Consider the following 15,148-nt stretch of genomic DNA (forward strand, 5'->3'; position numbering starts at 1 on the left):
GTTCAGGCCTCGCTTACCTCATACCTACCCCACGGTTACCGCGAATTTGCCTTGGGAGTTACCGCCAGATCAGCCCTGCATCAGCCCTTCAAGGTCTGCTCGAGAACGTGCAGTTCGTGGTTCAACTGCGCATCCGTGCCACGCTCGGCGGCAATCTTACGCACCGCATGCAGCACGGTGGTGTGGTCGCGCCCCCCGAACAGCTCGCCAATTTCCGGCAAACTTTTCTGCGTCAATTCCTTCGCCAGATACATCGCAATCTGACGCGGCCGCGCAATGTTAGCCGGACGCTTCTTCGAATACATGTCAGCGACCTTGATGCTGTAGAAGTCAGCAACCGTCTTCTGGATGTTTTCCACCGAAATCTGCCGGTTCTGCACCGTCAGCAGGTCTTTCAGCGCTTCTTTCGTCAGCTCGATGGAAATTTCGCGGCCGTGGAACTTCGAATACGCGAGAATCTTGCGCAGCGCACCTTCCAGTTCGCGCACGTTCGAGCGCAGGTGCTTGGCTACGAAGAACGCCACGTCCTCATTCAGGCTCACGCCTTCGGACTGCGCCTTGCGCATCAGAATCGCGACGCGCATTTCCAGCTCGGGCGGCTCGATCGCCACCGTCAGGCCGGAGTCGAAGCGCGAGATCAGCCGGTCGTCGATGCCCGAAATTTCCTTCGGGTACGTATCGCTCGTGATGATCACCTGCGCCTTGTTCGCCACCAGCGCTTCGAACGCGTAGAAGAACTCTTCCTGCGTCCGCGACTTGCCGGAGAAGAACTGAATATCGTCGATCAGCAGCAGGTCGAGCGAGTGGTAGTAGCGCTTGAAGTCGTCGAACGCCTTGCGCTGGTAAGCCTTCACCACGTCGGACACATATTGTTCCGCATGGATGTAGCGAATCCGCGCGCCGGCCTTGTCCATCAAAAGCTGATTGCCGATTGCATGAATCAGGTGGGTCTTGCCGAGACCCACGCCGCCGTACAGAAACAGCGGGTTGTACGAGATGCCGGGGTTGTCCGCCACCTGGATCGCAGCAGCGCGCGCCAGCTGGTTGGCCTTACCGGTCACGAAATTGTCGAAGGTCAGCACCGGGTTGAGCTTCGAGCGCTCGTACATTGAATCGCTCTCGGCGTTGCCCTGCTGCGCGGCGCTCTGGCCCGGCCGCCAGGTGCGGCGCGCCGCGGCGGCTTCGTTCGCGTCGAGGCTGGGCAGATCGAGATCGGCGCCGTCGTCACTATGGTGCTGTTGCGCGCCATGGCCGGCGTTCGCACCGTTCCCGGCACCATTGGCGCCGTTGGTACGCGCAGCCTGGGCCGCCTGAACCGCGCCGACCGCCGCATCCACGGCAGCCGTATTGGCGTTGCCGGCGAATTGCGACGGACGTTGCGGCGCCGGCGCAGAAGCCGCCGCGCCGCGCATGCCGGCCTTGGGGTCGAGGACAAACTGGACGTCGACAGGCGCGTGCCAAAAATCACGTGCCATATCGGAAATGCGGCCGGAAAACTGGCTCTTGACCCAGTCAAGCTTGAAGCGGTTGGGCGCGGCGATGCTCAGCGTGTTCGCCGCCGCGTCGAAGGCAACCGGGGCCAACGGTTTGATCCACGTCACGTACTGCTGGGGCGTAAGCTCACGCTCTAGCAGTGCGGAACAGTGTTGCCAGAATTCGTTCATCGAGTTGCTGTCGTTATGGTTGCACGGCGGACCGCCGACGCGCCTGTTGCAGATACACAACAAGGCCCTGAGCGGCCAGGCGGAACGGCCCCAGGCGCTTGTGCCACAAGGGTTTGCGGGGCAAGCGGGCCGGAGCGGCGTGCATGATTTTTGGGAAGTAGGACGAGATTCTACCGCCAAAACAACCAGGAAAGGGGAGTTATCCACAGGGACCGACCAAACCTCCGCCACGGGCTCAGCCTGTGGAAGACGTCGCTAAACTATTGACGACCAAAAGAAAACCGGTTTAAATAGCGGGTTCCGCGAAAACCAATTTTTTGAACCACCGGCCATTGCACTTTCCGCGATGCTCGCGCGGTTATTTCTCTGCCAAGTGAGAGCAACATGAAACGTACTTACCAACCTTCCGTTACCCGTCGCAAGCGCACCCACGGCTTCCGCGTTCGCATGAAGACCGCTGGTGGCCGCAAGGTCATCAACGCACGTCGCGCGAAGGGCCGCAAGCGCCTCGCCATCTAAGGCTGGCGAGTGGATTGCGCGCTATGTCCGATGCCCGCGGCAGCGCGGGAACGGCAGGAGCGCCGCAACAGGGCTCGGTTCCGTTGCGAGCGCAAGCCGCCTTCCCCAAAGCCGCAAGGCTGCTAAAAACGGATGAATTTTCATCCGTTTTTCGTTTGCGCCCGTGGCGCCGCACCGCACACTTCGTTGTGTACGCCCGGCCCACCGGCAATGACGCGCGCTTGGGCCTCGTGATCGGCAAGAAGTATGCGCCGCGCGCGGTCACGCGTAATCTGGTACGCCGTCTCGCGCGTGAAGCCTTCCGGCTGCGCCGCGCGGAGTTCGGCGGTTGGGACGTGCTGCTGCGTTTGCACACGCGCTTCGACAAGAAGGCTATGCCGGGCGCCTCGTCGCCGCCGTTAAAGGCGTTGTGTCGTAGCGAAATAGAGGAGCTGCTCAACAAGGCAGCGCGCGAAATTGCCCGTCGTGAGGCGCCACCCGCGGATGCGCCTGCGACCCAATGACGCTCATGGAGAGGCTCGTGCGACCGCTCATGTTGCTGATTAAGCGGTCTGGTCGCGCTGGCCTCCCCCGGTATCCCTTCTTGGGCGGCGCCGGTTGGCCGCACTAGTCATGCAAACGGTACTTTTCGCTTTATTGCGTTTCTACAAGGTTGCCGTGAGTCCCCTGCTCGGCAGCCGGTGCCGTTTTTACCCTTCCTGCTCTGATTACGCGCGCGAAGCAATCCAGTATCATGGCGCCGCGCGCGGGACTTATCTCGCCGCCAGGCGTATTTGCCGCTGTCACCCGTTTTCGGCGGGCGGCATCGATCTTGTCCCGCCTCCCACTTCTGAAAAGCGCTGACGCGCCGTTCCATCGACACTGAGACAACGCATGGATATCAAACGCACCGTCCTATGGGTCATATTTTTCATGTCAGCGGTCATGCTGTTCGACAACTGGCAACGCGACCACGGACGCCCGTCGATGTTCTTCCCGAGCGCCACGCCGACGCAAACCGCGGCCAGCGCAGCACCGGGAACGACGACGCCGGGAACCCAGCCTGCCGATTTGCCGCAGACCGACACCTCCGCTCCGGGCGCTGCGCCCGCTGCCCAAGCCCAACTGATCCCGTTCTCGACTGACGTCTACAGCGGCGAGATCGACACACGCGGCGGTACGCTGTCGAAGCTGTCGCTGATCAACAAGGGCAACGGCAAGCAGCCGGATCTCGTCATCACCCTGTTCGACCACACCGCCGATCACACGTATCTGGCGCGCACCGGTCTGCTGGGCGGCGATTTCCCGAACCACACGGACATCTACACGCCGGTTCCGAACGAGCCGCACGATCTGACGGGCGACGCCAAGTCGTTCTCGCTCAGCTTCGAGTCGCCGGTCAAGGGTGGCGTGAAGGTCGTGAAGACGTACACGTTCACGCGCGGTAGCTACGTGATCGGCGTCAATACGAAGATCGTCAACGTGGGTTCGACCCCGGTCACGCCGACCGTCTACATGGAACTGGTGCGCGATAGCCAGCCGGTGGAAACGCCGCGCTTCTCGCACACGTTCATCGGACCGGCTGTCTACACGGATCAGCACCACTTCCAGAAGATGACGTTCAGCGACATCGACAAGAACAAGGAAGACTATGCGACCCAGGCCGATAACGGCTGGATCGCGATGGTGCAGCATTACTTCGCGACGGCGTGGATTCCGCAGCAAGGCGTCAAGCGCGATATCTATGTCAACAAGATCGATCCGTCGCTGTACCGCGTTGGGGTGAAGGAAGCGGTGCCGACCATTGCGCCGGGCCAATCGGCCGACGTGTCCGCGAAGCTGTTCGCCGGTCCGGAAGAAGAGCGCATGCTGGAAGGCATCGCGCCGGGTCTGGAGCTGGTGAAGGACTATGGCTGGGTGACGATCATCGCCAAGCCGCTGTTCTGGCTGCTTGAGAAGATCCACAGCTATGTCGGCAACTGGGGCTGGTCGATCGTGCTACTCACGCTGCTGATCAAGGCCGTGTTCTTCCCGCTGTCGGCGGCCAGCTACAAGTCGATGGCTCGCATGAAGGCGATCACGCCGCGCATGCAAGCCCTGCGCGAGCGCTTCAAGGGCGACCCGCAGAAGATGAACGCGGCGCTGATGGAGCTGTACAAGACCGAGAAGGTCAATCCGTTCGGGGGCTGTCTGCCGGTCGTGATCCAGATCCCGGTGTTCATCTCGCTGTACTGGGTGCTGCTGTCGTCGGTGGAAATGCGCGGCGCGCCGTGGATTCTGTGGATTCACGATCTGTCCCAACAAGACCCGTTCTTCATCCTGCCGGTACTGATGGCTGTCTCGATGTTCCTGCAGACGCGTCTGAACCCGACGCCGCCGGACCCGGTTCAAGCCAAGATGATGATGTTCATGCCGATCGCGTTCTCGGTCATGTTCTTCTTCTTCCCGGCCGGTCTGGTGCTGTACTACGTGGTCAACAACGTGCTGTCGATCGCCCAGCAGTACTACATCACGCGGATGATGGGGCAGTCGAAGACCAAGGCGGCCTGATGAGGCGGGCGGGCGGGTTTCGAGTCACCGGCCCGCCCAAGTCTCTTCACCGCAGCAAGCTGCAAAAAAGCCGCCCGGTTTGCGCCGGGCGGCTTTTTTAATGTACAGTTGAAATCGAAGTCGATGCGCGGGATTCACTCCTTGCCGGCGTCGTACAAGCGCTCGACAAACTCCTCGAGAAAGTGACGATCCTTCGGATCCAGTGCCTCGATCTTGGAAGCGAGTTCGAGAGTTTCCGGTGCGAGCGGGTATTTCTCGCCCGGCGCCAGAGGCTTGGCTTTGATACCCACCGGCGGCGGCGGTCCATAATGAAGCCAGTGCATACCTACGCCCAGCCAATCGGCGAGTGTCTGCAATTTGTCCGGCGTGGGAATGGTTCGGCCCGTCAGCCATTTGTGCGCGGTCTGCGGCGAAACGGGCGCTTCACCCCGATGCAGCAGATTGAATTCCTTGGCGAGTTGAGTCCCGCCCTTGACGTTCTTCCGGGCAATCTGGTCCTGCAGCCTTTTGGCGAACGCTAGTTTTTCTTTGGATGTCGGCATGGGCCAAATTGTGCAATCCGGCGCCCGAACAGTGGACAACCATTTAGGCGATAATTTGGCGCATTTAAGCTACTTTTAGCCCAAAATGAGCGCCGGATAAAGCGCCGGACAATTTCATCGATCTGCGCTTTTTTCCTTTTGGAGCGGGCATCTCGCGCCTTAGGTCCGCGCTAGCAATCGTATTCATCTAAAGAGTTATCTTATCGTAATTGAGATAAATCTCTATTTGTCTGATAAAACTTTGGGGAGTCCGATTCTCCGGCCACGCGCAGAGTCACTCTGATCGCTCGCGTTACAATGCCTCGCGCCCCTATCAGGGCCTTCCGTTCTCTCAGTTCTCGCGCCCAATCCCATGCTCGCCACCGATTCCGATCCCATCGTCGCCATTGCTACTGCGCCCGGTCGAGGCGGAATCGGCGTGGTCCGGATTTCGTTCGGGCAGGCCGGCGCAGCTGCGGCCGAGCCGCTGATGCAAGCGCTCATCGGTCAGGCGCTGACGCCGCGTCACGCGAGCTACGTGCCCTTCCTCGATGCGGCCGGCAACGCGCTCGACCGCGGCATCGCGTTGTACTTTCCGGCGCCGAATTCCTACACCGGCGAGCACGTGCTCGAGCTGCAAGGCCACGGCGGCCCGATCGTGCTGCAGCTGGTTCTGCAGCGCTGCATCGACGCCGGTCGAGCGGTTGGGTTAAGGCTCGCGGAGCCCGGTGAATTCACCCGCCGCGCCTTTCTCAACGACAAGCTCGATCTCGCTCAGGCGGAGGCGGTTGCCGATCTGATCGAGGCGAGCACCGAGGCCGCCGCCCGCTCGGCGGGCCGTTCGCTGGAGGGCGCGTTTTCGCGCGATATCCACGCCATGGTCGAAGAGGTCATCACCTTGCGGATGCTGGTCGAAGCCACGCTCGACTTCCCCGAGGAAGAAATCGACTTCCTCGAAGCCGCCGATGCGCACGGCAAGCTCGCACGGATCCGCCAGCAGCTCGCTCACGTGCTCAACGAGGCGCGTCAGGGTGCGCTGCTGCGCGAGGGGCTGTCGGTGGTGCTGGCGGGGCAGCCGAACGTCGGCAAGTCGTCGCTGCTGAATGCGCTCGCGGGTGCCGAGCTGGCCATCGTCACGCCGATCGCCGGCACGACGCGCGACAAGGTCGCGCAGACCATCCAGATCGAAGGCATTCCGCTGCATGTGATCGATACCGCCGGCCTGCGCGAAACCGAGGACGAGGTGGAAAAGATCGGCATCGAGCGCACGTGGAACGAGATCGAACGCGCGGACGTGGTGCTGCATCTGCTCGACGCCCGCACTGGAATGAACCTCGAGGACGACGCGATTGCCGCGCGTTTCCCAGCCGGCGTGCCGGTGCTGCGCGTGATGAACAAGACCGATTTGACGGATATCGCGCCTGCCGTGCGTGCGTTGGATGTGGCGGAAGATGTCGATCTGCGCGAAGTGCGGCTGTCTGCGAAAAAAGGCGATGGCATCGCGCTGCTGCGTGCCGAATTGCTGCGCATCGCCGGATGGCAAGCCGGTGCGGAAAGCGTATATCTCGCGCGCGAGCGGCATTTGATTGCTCTGCGCGCAGCGCAGGAACATCTTGCGACCGCCGCACAACATGCGGATCAGAATGCCCAGGCGCTCGATCTGTTCGCGGAAGAATTGCGGCTTGCCCAGGAGCAACTGAACTCGATCACGGGTGAGTTCACCTCGGACGATCTTTTGGGCGTGATTTTTAGTCGTTTCTGTATTGGTAAGTGATTGAGTACGATGGGCTTGCACTTCGGATCGATAAAATCCCTTGATTTACGGCGTCAAACCTTGAGTAGTCGCTGTTGATTCGACAATTGGTGAGACGGCGAGATTTGGTACACAGAACGGGAATTTCACGATCTGGCAGATCCTGTGTACCAAAGATTCCAGCATTCCTCGATCACCGGGGGCGGCGCAGCTTCCCGCACGCGATTCAGAAAGCGGAGACCGTTTTTCACGATTGCGTGATGCAAATCGATCGCAAACCCCTGCTAAGCCGTTTCCGAGAGATTCCCGACTGTTAAATATTTGGGAGTGATTTTTAGTGTTTTCTGTCTAGCTAGGCAACTGGGCACAATGCATCCACGGACCAGATAGACAATATGCCTTTTTCCATGACACCAAACGGCAGACGGCCGCTATACTTCGAGTCCTGATCAAACCGCATTGTTGGTACACAGAGTGGCATTTCCACCATTCATAATGCTCTGTGTACCAATAACCCCCAGCATGCCCAAAACCGTCCCTCCACTCAGCGAAGCACAAATCCGCGCGATGGAGCCCCGCGCAACCCGCTACTCCGTAGCCGACGGCAACGGTCTGGTGCTGGAGGTCATGCCGACCGGCAACAAGGTTTGGCGCTTTCGCTATACCCTCGACGGCAAACGGCAACCGCTCACCACCATCGGCGACTACAAACGTATTTCGCTGCGCGTCGCGCGCGAGCGGGCACGGAAATACGCCGAGATGGTCGAGGCCGGCGTATCGCCGGCGGCGACCGCACGGCGCGATCGCGGCGCCGAAAAACGCGTCGACCTTCTGCGCGACGCTGCTGAGCTCTACATGACGACGGCGATGGCGAGCAAGTCCGAGGAATATCAACGGACGACGCGGCGCGCACTCGACAAGGACGTGCTACAGGCAGTCGGTAACAAGCCGATCGTCGCAGTGACCTCGGAAGATATCGTCGCGATCTGCGAGCGGATCAAGAAGCGCGGCTCCCCGAAAATGGCGCTGCACACGCGCAACGTCATCAAGCGACTGTACGAATTCCTGATCGCACGGCAGCTCGCCACCAGCAACCCAGCGGTGGTGGTACCGGCGCGCTTCATCGCGACGCAGGACAGCCGTACCCGCGTGCTCACACCCGGCGAAATTGGCGCCACGCTGCGTGCGATTAGCGCATCGAGCATCCGTCGACCGCTCAAGCTCGCCTTGCATCTGCTCGTGCTGACGATGGTCCGCAAGTCCGAGCTGATTGAAGCGACATGGGCCGAATTCGACCTCAAGGCGGCGCTGTGGAAAATCCCTGCAACGCGGATGAAAAGCGGCCGTGAACATTGGGTGTATTTGCCGCAGCAGGCGCTCGCGATGCTGCGAGAGCTGCGCGAGGCGAGGAGTAGCCGGACCTATGTGTTTCCGACAGTCAGGGGCGAGGATCGTCCCATCGCGAAGAGCACGCTGAATCAGGCGGTCAAAGCGCTTGGGCTCGAAGTCGAGCACTTCGTCCTGCACGACTTTCGTCGTACCGCCGCAACCCATCTGCTGGAAATGGGGCAAACGGCCGAGGCAATTGAAATGGCCCTGGCGCGCGCCAGCAGAGAAATCACCAGCGCAACTGAGCAAGCGGGCTATGCCGACGAGCAGCGCGGCGTATTGCAGCGATGGGCGGATTTTGTCGAAGCGCAGATTGAAGCGGTCCCGCGGGGCGTAACCAGTAAGGCCAAGTCGGCGTCGTAGCGTTTGAAAACGCGACGCGACGCGTCGCGTCTCTTCGCACGATCTTGAGCGCATCACCGCTGAGTGCGCCATGCCTTTTTGGTACACAGACCTTTCGCGTATTCCCAGCAACCCTTTCCAACCAAGCAAACAAGACATTTTTACTAGGTTACGGAATGGACTGATATCGCGCTAGACGTCACTCCGGGTGCTCGACCGAAATACACTTCCCGCATCCCGCCCGAGCACCCCGACAAAACAGCTTACGGACGGTTGTACATCGCATTCCAGTCCGCAGCCGACACCCGGCGCCCACCCGACTGCGACACACCGCTTGCGACGCCACCGTAACCGCTCGTCGCACCATTCTGCGCGGCCACACGCGCTTCTGCGGCCTGCACGGCAACCGGGTAATGGGTTTCATCGTCGCCCGGGCGATAGCCGGCCTTTTCGATCTGGACGAGATCGGAGCGTACCTGTGCACGCGTGACAGGCGCATTCGATTGGGCGAACGACAGGGCCGGAGCGGCCAAAGCGGCAGCAACGACAACAGCTTGGATGAGCGATTTCATGATGGCTTACCTCGAGATTCTGTTCTTGTCCTGCTACGAACACCCTTGTTCGTAACCAGTAATCACAGTCTAGGTAAGTAGGCGTTTAAGATTAAGTATCCGGTTTGGGAAGGATTCTTATCAAATTAGGGGTAAACCCTAGGCTCTTGATGGTGCCCATAATCGCGCGTCAGCCACCCGCACGTCGCTTTGTCAGTGTCAGGGTGCGATATGGAAAACCAATGCAGTCGAAATCCGACAAATCTCAGACCAATGCCGCGCACAGGCCGCCACCTGATCAGGTATGGCTTAGAGTCTGTCCCGTGCGTGCCCCCCCGCGCACGAAGTACCATTTGCGGGCCGCCTATCTGGCGGCCTTTTTGTTTGCTGTTCGTTGACACTCACAACAGCACCGACTTCGACGGCCTACGGCTCTCTCATCGCTTTCTGGACGCCTAAACTGCAAGCAAGGTTACATGCTTCTGGGAGGCGGCGATGACCGAGTCAATGCTAGCCATTTCGATGGCGGCCATCCTGATCGTCTTCGGTACTGCGATTCGGGCGACCCATCTCAACCGCGATCGGCTCATCAGGTGGTTCGAGAAGCACAACATCCGGTGATGCGGTTAGCTCCGCTGCTCGGCACGCTTACGCCGACAAAGCCGTCACCGCCTCGGTCGAGTGAAATCGTGCAGACGGTGCCCATGCATCGCACGAATCATGCGTTGCCGAAGATGCTCGCGCCGGTAGTGCCCGACGACCAGCAACGTTGCGATCAGCAGCACTGAGAAACCCATTGCGACGCCCACCATTGTCTCGTCCATGGCTGCTCCTCGTCGGGTATGCCCTGAGATTCATCTTAGATTGCTGCCGACGCTTTTAACAGGCTAACGTCCAATTACCAGGAACAAGATCCTGCTCCATAAGGAGAGGCCTAGTCCTCGCTCGTCACCGCACGAAAGAAAGCCCGCAACGAGGCGGGCTAAGGGTTCAGCGTATCACTCACACGCGCTATCCGGGGACCGGCGTCGCGCAGAAGCATCCTCCCGCAGTCCAGCAAATGGGAATGTGCGAAGGCAGACCAAGAATCCGCTTAACTTTGGCGGCTCAATGCTGGAGGCCGGTCACGCAAGCGCGAATGCCTCCCTACTTTAAGCAACCGCCTTCGCTCAGCTATCGCCTAAAATACATATTCTGTGATGGCGGTCGCGACCTCGACGGAGGATCTCATGACTGAATCGATAATGGCTTATTTGCTGGGGCCGTTCGTAATGGCGGTGGTGGGAGTGGCGCTGTGGGCCGTCTCTCACTACCATCGTGACGGCGATCGTGGAGGGCGTCGTGAGCGCTGGCTCGATACGCATCACGTGGACTGGATGCGCCACCGGCACTGACGGAAGCGCAAAGCGGACGCCTGAGCGCCCCGCTATGCGACTACGGTACGCGGCTTATTGGCCGCCGAGTATGCGCAAAATATCGCGCGCGAAGTCTTGGTCCGCGGTCTCCCAGTCCGGCGAGCCGACCGCATAATCGACCGGATTCCTCTTGCCCTGAGCCTTGCGAATTGCCGCGATGCTCAGTGCGAGGGCTCGTGCCTCGAGATACTGCGGATGGTCCGGCCCGAAGGGGATGAAATATTCGTCGTTCATTGCCAGGATGTCGGCCTGTTCCGCGCAAACTTTAGTGACCGAAGCGTGACATCCGGGCATACCCCATAGAGTGACCCTACTAGCGCGGACGCCTCCGCGGCTCGTCATTGTCATTCACCAACCCGGTTGCGGCGGCGGTGCATAGCCGTACGGGCCAGCCGGCGCCGGGCCGCAAGCAACATAGCCCCCTTGATACTGGTCATAGCAATATCCCGGCGGCGGCCCTGCATACACAGGTGCCTGTTGATACGCGGGCGCATAAGCCGGCACATAAGCCGGCGCCTGATACATGGGCGCGTAGGCCGGTGCCTGATACACGACAGGCGGCACCGGGTTCAACGCCGAACCAACCACCGCACCAATCACCGCCCCGCCGAGCAACGCGCCGACGACGGCCGCGCCGTCATGAGCTGAAGCCTGACCCGCGACGGCAAGGCCGCCGACCATCAACACTGCTGCCGCAATTTTTCGCATTTTATTTTTCCGCCATCGGGTCATGTAAGTACATGCGGCGGATTGTGAGCGCGAAGCGCGGAAACAGATGCTGCAAGTGGTAACCAGGTATTACCGGCGTAAGCGGCCGCGAACGGGTACGCGGAACACGGCGCGTCTGCCGTGCCCGGCGGCTTGCGCCTCGCGAGGACTCGCCTCATGATGCGGCAGTGAAAAAAACCTGTTTGCGCTGATACAAACGCCACAAAGATCGACAAACAAGAACCGATTTCAAGGAGCGCCATGAAGTACGACGAGAGCAACCCCTTCGCAAGAATTTTGCGCGGCGAACTACCGTGTATCAAAGTCGCTGAGACGGACGCCACGCTGGCCTTCATGGATCTGATGCCGCAGGCGGACGGGCATGTGCTGGTGGTACCGAAAGAGTCCGCCGCGGAGATCTTCGAACTCTCCGATGCGGCGACGGTGGCGTGCATGCGGATGACGCAGAAAATCGCCGTCGCGCTACGCGCGGCACTTCAGCCGGATGGCATGTTTATCGGTCAGTTCAACGGTGCCGCAGCGGGTCAGACCGTCGCGCATGTGCATTTCCACGTCATTCCGCGTTGGGAAGGCGAGCCGCTACGCATGCACGCGCGCGAGATGGCCGAACAGACAACGCTCGAAGCGCTCGCACGACGCATCCGTGCCCAACTTGATGAGCAGGTGGGTTAAGCAGGTAGGCACACCGAAACGTGCGCCTGACGGCGCACATCAACCTGAACGGCAGTGGCGAGCGGCCCGCGAGAGTCGCCACACTTCCTCGCCGTTATGCCGAAGGGCCTCAATGACGATGCAGCAGACTGCGCAGCGGATGATGCCAATCGATATGCCGCGGGTGGTCCTTTTGCGCGCGCTGGAGATGTTCCTGCCACAGTTCATCGGAGAACAGGAATGCAACTATCAGCAGCGGCACGACCAGAAACGCGCCTAGTATCACGTGCTCCATCACAGCACCTCCTTTCGCCCAATCCGTAATTGCATTGTATCCGCACTCCGTGTGCCCGGTGTGTGGGCGCGCGCTCACACTTATCCGGCCCCATCTGCGACAACGCGACGCCCTGCCCTTGCAAAACCCTTGCCACGTCTCGTCCGGCGGGCGTTACGCCACCGCCTCGCACACCCTCACTAAGAACTCCTAACGCTGCGCCGGGACTAACCCTAACTCGCCGGACATCATTGGCCACTTAGCGGCACCTGCCGCTTTTGACACAACACGGGTCATTCCGGCGCAATCTAAAAACCAACAGTTCTCAAGGGGAATCTCATGACGATTGAACGCGATACCAGGCTCACCTTAAGGCCGCTGGAGCGTCACGACCTGCGCTTCGTGCATGAAGTGAACAACGACGCAAAAATCATGCGTTATTGGTTTGAAGAACCCTATGAAACGTTCTCGGAGTTGTCGCAGCTCTACGACCAGCACGTGCACGATCAGCGCGAACGTCGTTTTGTCGCGGTCGATAACGACGGCGAAACCGTGGGCCTGGCCGAGTTGATCGAGCTCGACTACATTCACCGGCGCGGCGAGTTCCAGATCATCATCGCCCCTCAGGCGCAGGGCCGCGGCTATGCGACCGTCGCAACACGGCTCGCGATCGATTACGCATTTTCGGTGCTCAATCTGCGCAAGATTTACCTGATCGTCGACACGTCGAACGCCGCCGCGATTCACGTGTACGAGAAGTGCGGCTTCAGGCACGAAGCGGAATTGATCGAGGAGTTCTTCGGCAACGGCAAGTATCACAACGCCTTGCGCATGTGCATGTTCCAGCAAGAGTTCTTCGCCACCTACAAGCGTGGCGACTGACGCACGACCGCCGGGTCGCGGGCGTCCACGCCATGCGCAGCCACGTCTGTCTAAAAACCTCCGCGAAACTGTCGGCGCGCGATCAGGCTGACGCCTTCTTCCAGGTTGCGGCGAAGATGCCCGCACCGATCAGCAAGGTTCCACCGGTCCGATTGATGACGCGCTGCACGCGCGGGCTCCGTATTGCACGCCGCGCAGCCGAGGCAAGCATGGCGTAGCAAAATGCGTTCAAGGTGCCGAGCAGCACGAACGTCGCCTCGAAAACGACGATCTGCGATGCGGCCGCAACGTGCGGATCGATGAACTGCGGCACGAACGCCACGAAGAAGATGATGCTTTTCGGGTTGAGCGCAGTCACCGCGAAGGCGTGCGCGAAGATCCGGCTGGTACGCGTCTCTGCCGTATCAGGCGTATCCGGCGCCTGCGCGCGCGCGCGCCATAGGTTGATGCCAAGATAGATCAGATAGGCCGCGCCGACCCATTTAAGCGTCGTAAACAGCGCAGCCGATGCCGCGAGGATCACGCCTAACCCGAGCATCGACGCCGTCATCGAGGTGAGGTCGCCAAGCGCCACGCCGGCGGTCGTAACCAGCGCAAAGCGGCGGCCGTGGCCCAGCGCGTACGAGATAACCAGCAACACGGTCGGGCCAGGAATCGCAACCAGAATCGCCGAAGCGATCGCAAAGGGAAGCCAATGGGCAAGCGTCATGAGGAATTCTCCAAAAGTTGTCCGATTTATCCACGAACTTCAGGCGACTGCAAGCACCTTGTAGTGCAACGCGGCGGCCTCGTCGCAACCCTCCGTTTAAGACCTGGCACCGTTTTTATTCTGCAACTAACCCCATATGTGTTGCGTTTTCAATTATCTGCAGAATGACTTTGTGTGCACTGCATCAAACAGCTTTCATTTCATATTAATTCGCTTAATTAGCTGTACTCGTTTACTCGCATGTATGCCGCTAAGCTTTGACAGTTAAAGCGCAACGCCCTGTCGGACTTTAAGGAATCCGTCATATGTCGGCTCTTTTACGTCGTGCGCCGGCCTTTAGAGCCCCTAATCGCAGGTGCGACAATTCGCCACTGTTGCGAGCGCACACAAGATGTGCTTGTCGTCGGCATAACTTCTTCTAAAGTGCAAGATGCGGGTATGACCTTGAAGTTAAATACATAGCTAACCTGAGTAATAACCCGCACGGAGGCAAATATGCAAAAGCAAGTCGCTCTTCTTTTCGCCGTGGCGGGATTGCTCGCCGCATCGGTGGTGCAGGCTCAAGACAGTGTCATCAAGCCCGCGCAAACCATCCAGTTCAAGCCGAACGCTTATGGGTGTTTGTCGAAGGATAAACTCGACGCCGCCGATCAGCATGCGCAGGCTGGCGAACAGCAGCAGATGCAGGAATTCTTCTCGGGCTATCAGTGCCTCTCGACGCCTGAGAATTCGAGTTTCCGCGTCGTGCGCGTGGTCGGACATGACGTCGAATTCGTCAATGCCGGCAATAGCGACACGCAAGGCCTTTGGGCTAACGACCGGTTCATCAAGCAGTAGCCAGGCAACGGCGAGGTTTTAAAACGTCGTCTGATTGGCGCCCGCACCGGGCTTATTAAAGAGGTCCGGTGATGAATGCGCGTGGTTAAAAACCTACGTGGACAGTCGAGGTAAATGAAAGCGGCTGGGCAAATGCCCAGCCGCTTTATTTTTATTCGATTCTTTAAGCGAAACTGCAGGTACGGACTGCTTCACCGTCTTCCTCATCTGCAGGAAAAATCCCTCCTCGATGCAAACTGCACCGGGCGCTGCCATGCGCCCGCGCTTCCATTCGGCCGTCGAGATAACACTTCAACGCGTTTTCCTCTATTCCGAATATCAATTTCGGTATGGCATCATCGAATCATTTATACACAGACGGCGTCGAGCCGCGATATCGGGAC

19 protein-coding genes are annotated in these 15,148 nt (G+C 59.7%); 11 read left to right on the plus strand and 8 right to left on the minus strand.

What is annotated here, in order from left to right; all coding sequences use genetic code 11:
* Window positions 1-80: 80 nt before the first annotated feature.
* A complete protein-coding gene (gene dnaA, locus P3T40_RS03715) occupies window positions 81-1,664 on the minus strand; it encodes a chromosomal replication initiator protein DnaA (protein ID WP_429266323.1) in 1,584 nt (527 codons plus the stop codon).
* Window positions 1,665-2,048: 384 nt separating this feature from the next.
* Between dnaA and rpmH the strand changes: the two genes are divergently transcribed.
* The 4 genes from rpmH (at window position 2,049) to yidC (ending at window position 4,712) form a co-directional block, all read left to right on the plus strand.
* Window positions 2,049-2,183: a 50S ribosomal protein L34 gene (rpmH, locus tag P3T40_RS03720; protein ID WP_004198824.1), complete on the plus strand. Its 135-nt coding sequence runs from the start codon at window positions 2,049-2,051 to the stop codon at window positions 2,181-2,183.
* 23 nt (window positions 2,184-2,206) lie between these two features.
* Window positions 2,207-2,686, plus strand: coding sequence for a ribonuclease P protein component (gene rnpA, locus P3T40_RS03725; RefSeq protein ID WP_074301177.1), 480 nt, complete (start codon window positions 2,207-2,209; stop codon window positions 2,684-2,686).
* Window positions 2,687-2,795: 109 nt separating this feature from the next.
* Complete coding sequence (gene yidD / locus P3T40_RS03730) at window positions 2,796-3,026, plus strand: membrane protein insertion efficiency factor YidD (protein ID WP_122152985.1); 231 nt, start codon at window positions 2,796-2,798, stop codon at window positions 3,024-3,026.
* A gap of 30 nt (window positions 3,027-3,056) precedes the next feature.
* Window positions 3,057-4,712, plus strand: coding sequence for a membrane protein insertase YidC (gene yidC / locus P3T40_RS03735; RefSeq protein WP_429266324.1), 1,656 nt, complete (start codon window positions 3,057-3,059; stop codon window positions 4,710-4,712).
* 134 nt (window positions 4,713-4,846) lie between these two features.
* Here yidC and P3T40_RS03740 read toward each other — a convergent pair whose 3' ends face one another.
* The gene (locus P3T40_RS03740) at window positions 4,847-5,254 is read right to left on the minus strand and encodes an XRE family transcriptional regulator (RefSeq protein WP_429266325.1); all 408 of its coding nucleotides are present in this window, start codon (window positions 5,252-5,254) and stop codon (window positions 4,847-4,849) included.
* 352 nt (window positions 5,255-5,606) lie between these two features.
* On the opposite strand from P3T40_RS03740, the gene mnmE reads away from it, so the two are divergent.
* Together mnmE and P3T40_RS03750 are read left to right on the plus strand one after the other, a co-directional pair.
* Window positions 5,607-7,007 (plus strand): tRNA uridine-5-carboxymethylaminomethyl(34) synthesis GTPase MnmE, encoded by a 1,401-nt coding sequence (mnmE, locus tag P3T40_RS03745; RefSeq protein ID WP_429266326.1) that lies wholly within the window; start codon window positions 5,607-5,609, stop codon window positions 7,005-7,007.
* Window positions 7,008-7,508: 501 nt separating this feature from the next.
* Entirely contained in the window at window positions 7,509-8,738 is a 1,230-nt protein-coding gene (locus P3T40_RS03750; RefSeq protein ID WP_429266327.1) for a tyrosine-type recombinase/integrase, read from the plus strand.
* Window positions 8,739-8,980: 242 nt separating this feature from the next.
* Here P3T40_RS03750 and P3T40_RS03755 read toward each other — a convergent pair whose 3' ends face one another.
* Window positions 8,981-9,289 carry a DUF4148 domain-containing protein gene (locus P3T40_RS03755; RefSeq protein ID WP_429266328.1) on the minus strand — a complete coding sequence of 103 codons (309 nt, stop codon included), beginning with the start codon at window positions 9,287-9,289 and terminating at the stop codon, window positions 8,981-8,983.
* A 474-nt stretch (window positions 9,290-9,763) separates the two neighbouring features.
* Here P3T40_RS03755 and P3T40_RS03760 point away from each other — a divergent pair, with 474 nt between their 5' ends.
* Entirely contained in the window at window positions 9,764-9,889 is a 126-nt protein-coding gene (locus tag P3T40_RS03760) for a hypothetical protein (RefSeq protein ID WP_429266329.1), read from the plus strand.
* Between the two features lie 44 nt (window positions 9,890-9,933).
* Here P3T40_RS03760 and P3T40_RS03765 read toward each other — a convergent pair whose 3' ends face one another.
* Window positions 9,934-10,092, minus strand: coding sequence for a hypothetical protein (locus tag P3T40_RS03765; protein ID WP_429266330.1), 159 nt, complete (start codon window positions 10,090-10,092; stop codon window positions 9,934-9,936).
* A gap of 405 nt (window positions 10,093-10,497) precedes the next feature.
* Between P3T40_RS03765 and P3T40_RS03770 the strand changes: the two genes are divergently transcribed.
* On the plus strand, window positions 10,498-10,662 hold the full coding sequence (locus tag P3T40_RS03770; RefSeq protein WP_429266331.1) for a hypothetical protein: 165 nt from the start codon (window positions 10,498-10,500) through the stop codon (window positions 10,660-10,662).
* 54 nt (window positions 10,663-10,716) lie between these two features.
* On the opposite strand, the gene P3T40_RS03775 is transcribed toward P3T40_RS03770, so the two are convergent.
* Window positions 10,717-10,917: a hypothetical protein gene (locus P3T40_RS03775; RefSeq protein WP_429266332.1), complete on the minus strand. Its 201-nt coding sequence runs from the start codon at window positions 10,915-10,917 to the stop codon at window positions 10,717-10,719.
* Window positions 10,918-11,031: 114 nt separating this feature from the next.
* On the minus strand, window positions 11,032-11,391 hold the full coding sequence (locus tag P3T40_RS03780; RefSeq protein ID WP_429266333.1) for an ecotin precursor: 360 nt from the start codon (window positions 11,389-11,391) through the stop codon (window positions 11,032-11,034).
* A 261-nt stretch (window positions 11,392-11,652) separates the two neighbouring features.
* Here P3T40_RS03780 and P3T40_RS03785 point away from each other — a divergent pair, with 261 nt between their 5' ends.
* On the plus strand, window positions 11,653-12,084 hold the full coding sequence (locus tag P3T40_RS03785; RefSeq protein WP_429266334.1) for an HIT family protein: 432 nt from the start codon (window positions 11,653-11,655) through the stop codon (window positions 12,082-12,084).
* Window positions 12,085-12,193: 109 nt separating this feature from the next.
* Here the strand turns inward: P3T40_RS03785 and P3T40_RS03790 are convergent, their stop codons facing one another.
* Window positions 12,194-12,358 (minus strand): hypothetical protein, encoded by a 165-nt coding sequence (locus tag P3T40_RS03790; RefSeq protein WP_429266613.1) that lies wholly within the window; start codon window positions 12,356-12,358, stop codon window positions 12,194-12,196.
* A 318-nt stretch (window positions 12,359-12,676) separates the two neighbouring features.
* Between P3T40_RS03790 and speG the strand changes: the two genes are divergently transcribed.
* The gene (speG, locus tag P3T40_RS03795) at window positions 12,677-13,219 is read left to right on the plus strand and encodes a spermidine N1-acetyltransferase (protein WP_429266335.1); all 543 of its coding nucleotides are present in this window, start codon (window positions 12,677-12,679) and stop codon (window positions 13,217-13,219) included.
* An 82-nt stretch (window positions 13,220-13,301) separates the two neighbouring features.
* Here the strand turns inward: speG and P3T40_RS03800 are convergent, their stop codons facing one another.
* Window positions 13,302-13,928 carry a LysE family translocator gene (locus tag P3T40_RS03800; protein WP_429266336.1) on the minus strand — a complete coding sequence of 209 codons (627 nt, stop codon included), beginning with the start codon at window positions 13,926-13,928 and terminating at the stop codon, window positions 13,302-13,304.
* A 495-nt stretch (window positions 13,929-14,423) separates the two neighbouring features.
* Here P3T40_RS03800 and sap1 point away from each other — a divergent pair, with 495 nt between their 5' ends.
* Complete coding sequence (sap1, locus tag P3T40_RS03805; RefSeq protein ID WP_429266337.1) at window positions 14,424-14,765, plus strand: surface attachment protein Sap1; 342 nt, start codon at window positions 14,424-14,426, stop codon at window positions 14,763-14,765.
* Window positions 14,766-15,148: the final 383 nt, after the last annotated feature.

The sequence above is a fragment of the Paraburkholderia sp. EB58 genome (assembly GCF_050436665.1).
Taxonomy (GTDB): domain Bacteria; phylum Pseudomonadota; class Gammaproteobacteria; order Burkholderiales; family Burkholderiaceae; genus Paraburkholderia.

Coding starts and splice junctions, on each gene's coding strand:
- dnaA (WP_429266323.1), bottom strand. CDS start 1,664: ATGAACGAATTCTGGCAACACTGTTCCGCACTGCTAGAGCGTGAGCTT.
- rpmH (WP_004198824.1), top strand. CDS start 2,049: ATGAAACGTACTTACCAACCTTCCGTTACCCGTCGCAAGCGCACCCAC.
- rnpA (WP_074301177.1), top strand. CDS start 2,207: ATGTCCGATGCCCGCGGCAGCGCGGGAACGGCAGGAGCGCCGCAACAG.
- yidD (WP_122152985.1), top strand. CDS start 2,796: ATGCAAACGGTACTTTTCGCTTTATTGCGTTTCTACAAGGTTGCCGTG.
- yidC (WP_429266324.1), top strand. CDS start 3,057: ATGGATATCAAACGCACCGTCCTATGGGTCATATTTTTCATGTCAGCG.
- P3T40_RS03740 (WP_429266325.1), bottom strand. CDS start 5,254: ATGCCGACATCCAAAGAAAAACTAGCGTTCGCCAAAAGGCTGCAGGAC.
- mnmE (WP_429266326.1), top strand. CDS start 5,607: ATGCTCGCCACCGATTCCGATCCCATCGTCGCCATTGCTACTGCGCCC.
- P3T40_RS03750 (WP_429266327.1), top strand. CDS start 7,509: ATGCCCAAAACCGTCCCTCCACTCAGCGAAGCACAAATCCGCGCGATG.
- P3T40_RS03755 (WP_429266328.1), bottom strand. CDS start 9,289: ATGAAATCGCTCATCCAAGCTGTTGTCGTTGCTGCCGCTTTGGCCGCT.
- P3T40_RS03760 (WP_429266329.1), top strand. CDS start 9,764: ATGACCGAGTCAATGCTAGCCATTTCGATGGCGGCCATCCTGATCGTC.
- P3T40_RS03765 (WP_429266330.1), bottom strand. CDS start 10,092: ATGGACGAGACAATGGTGGGCGTCGCAATGGGTTTCTCAGTGCTGCTG.
- P3T40_RS03770 (WP_429266331.1), top strand. CDS start 10,498: ATGACTGAATCGATAATGGCTTATTTGCTGGGGCCGTTCGTAATGGCG.
- P3T40_RS03775 (WP_429266332.1), bottom strand. CDS start 10,917: ATGAACGACGAATATTTCATCCCCTTCGGGCCGGACCATCCGCAGTAT.
- P3T40_RS03780 (WP_429266333.1), bottom strand. CDS start 11,391: ATGCGAAAAATTGCGGCAGCAGTGTTGATGGTCGGCGGCCTTGCCGTC.
- P3T40_RS03785 (WP_429266334.1), top strand. CDS start 11,653: ATGAAGTACGACGAGAGCAACCCCTTCGCAAGAATTTTGCGCGGCGAA.
- P3T40_RS03790 (WP_429266613.1), bottom strand. CDS start 12,358: ATGGAGCACGTGATACTAGGCGCGTTTCTGGTCGTGCCGCTGCTGATA.
- speG (WP_429266335.1), top strand. CDS start 12,677: ATGACGATTGAACGCGATACCAGGCTCACCTTAAGGCCGCTGGAGCGT.
- P3T40_RS03800 (WP_429266336.1), bottom strand. CDS start 13,928: ATGACGCTTGCCCATTGGCTTCCCTTTGCGATCGCTTCGGCGATTCTG.
- sap1 (WP_429266337.1), top strand. CDS start 14,424: ATGCAAAAGCAAGTCGCTCTTCTTTTCGCCGTGGCGGGATTGCTCGCC.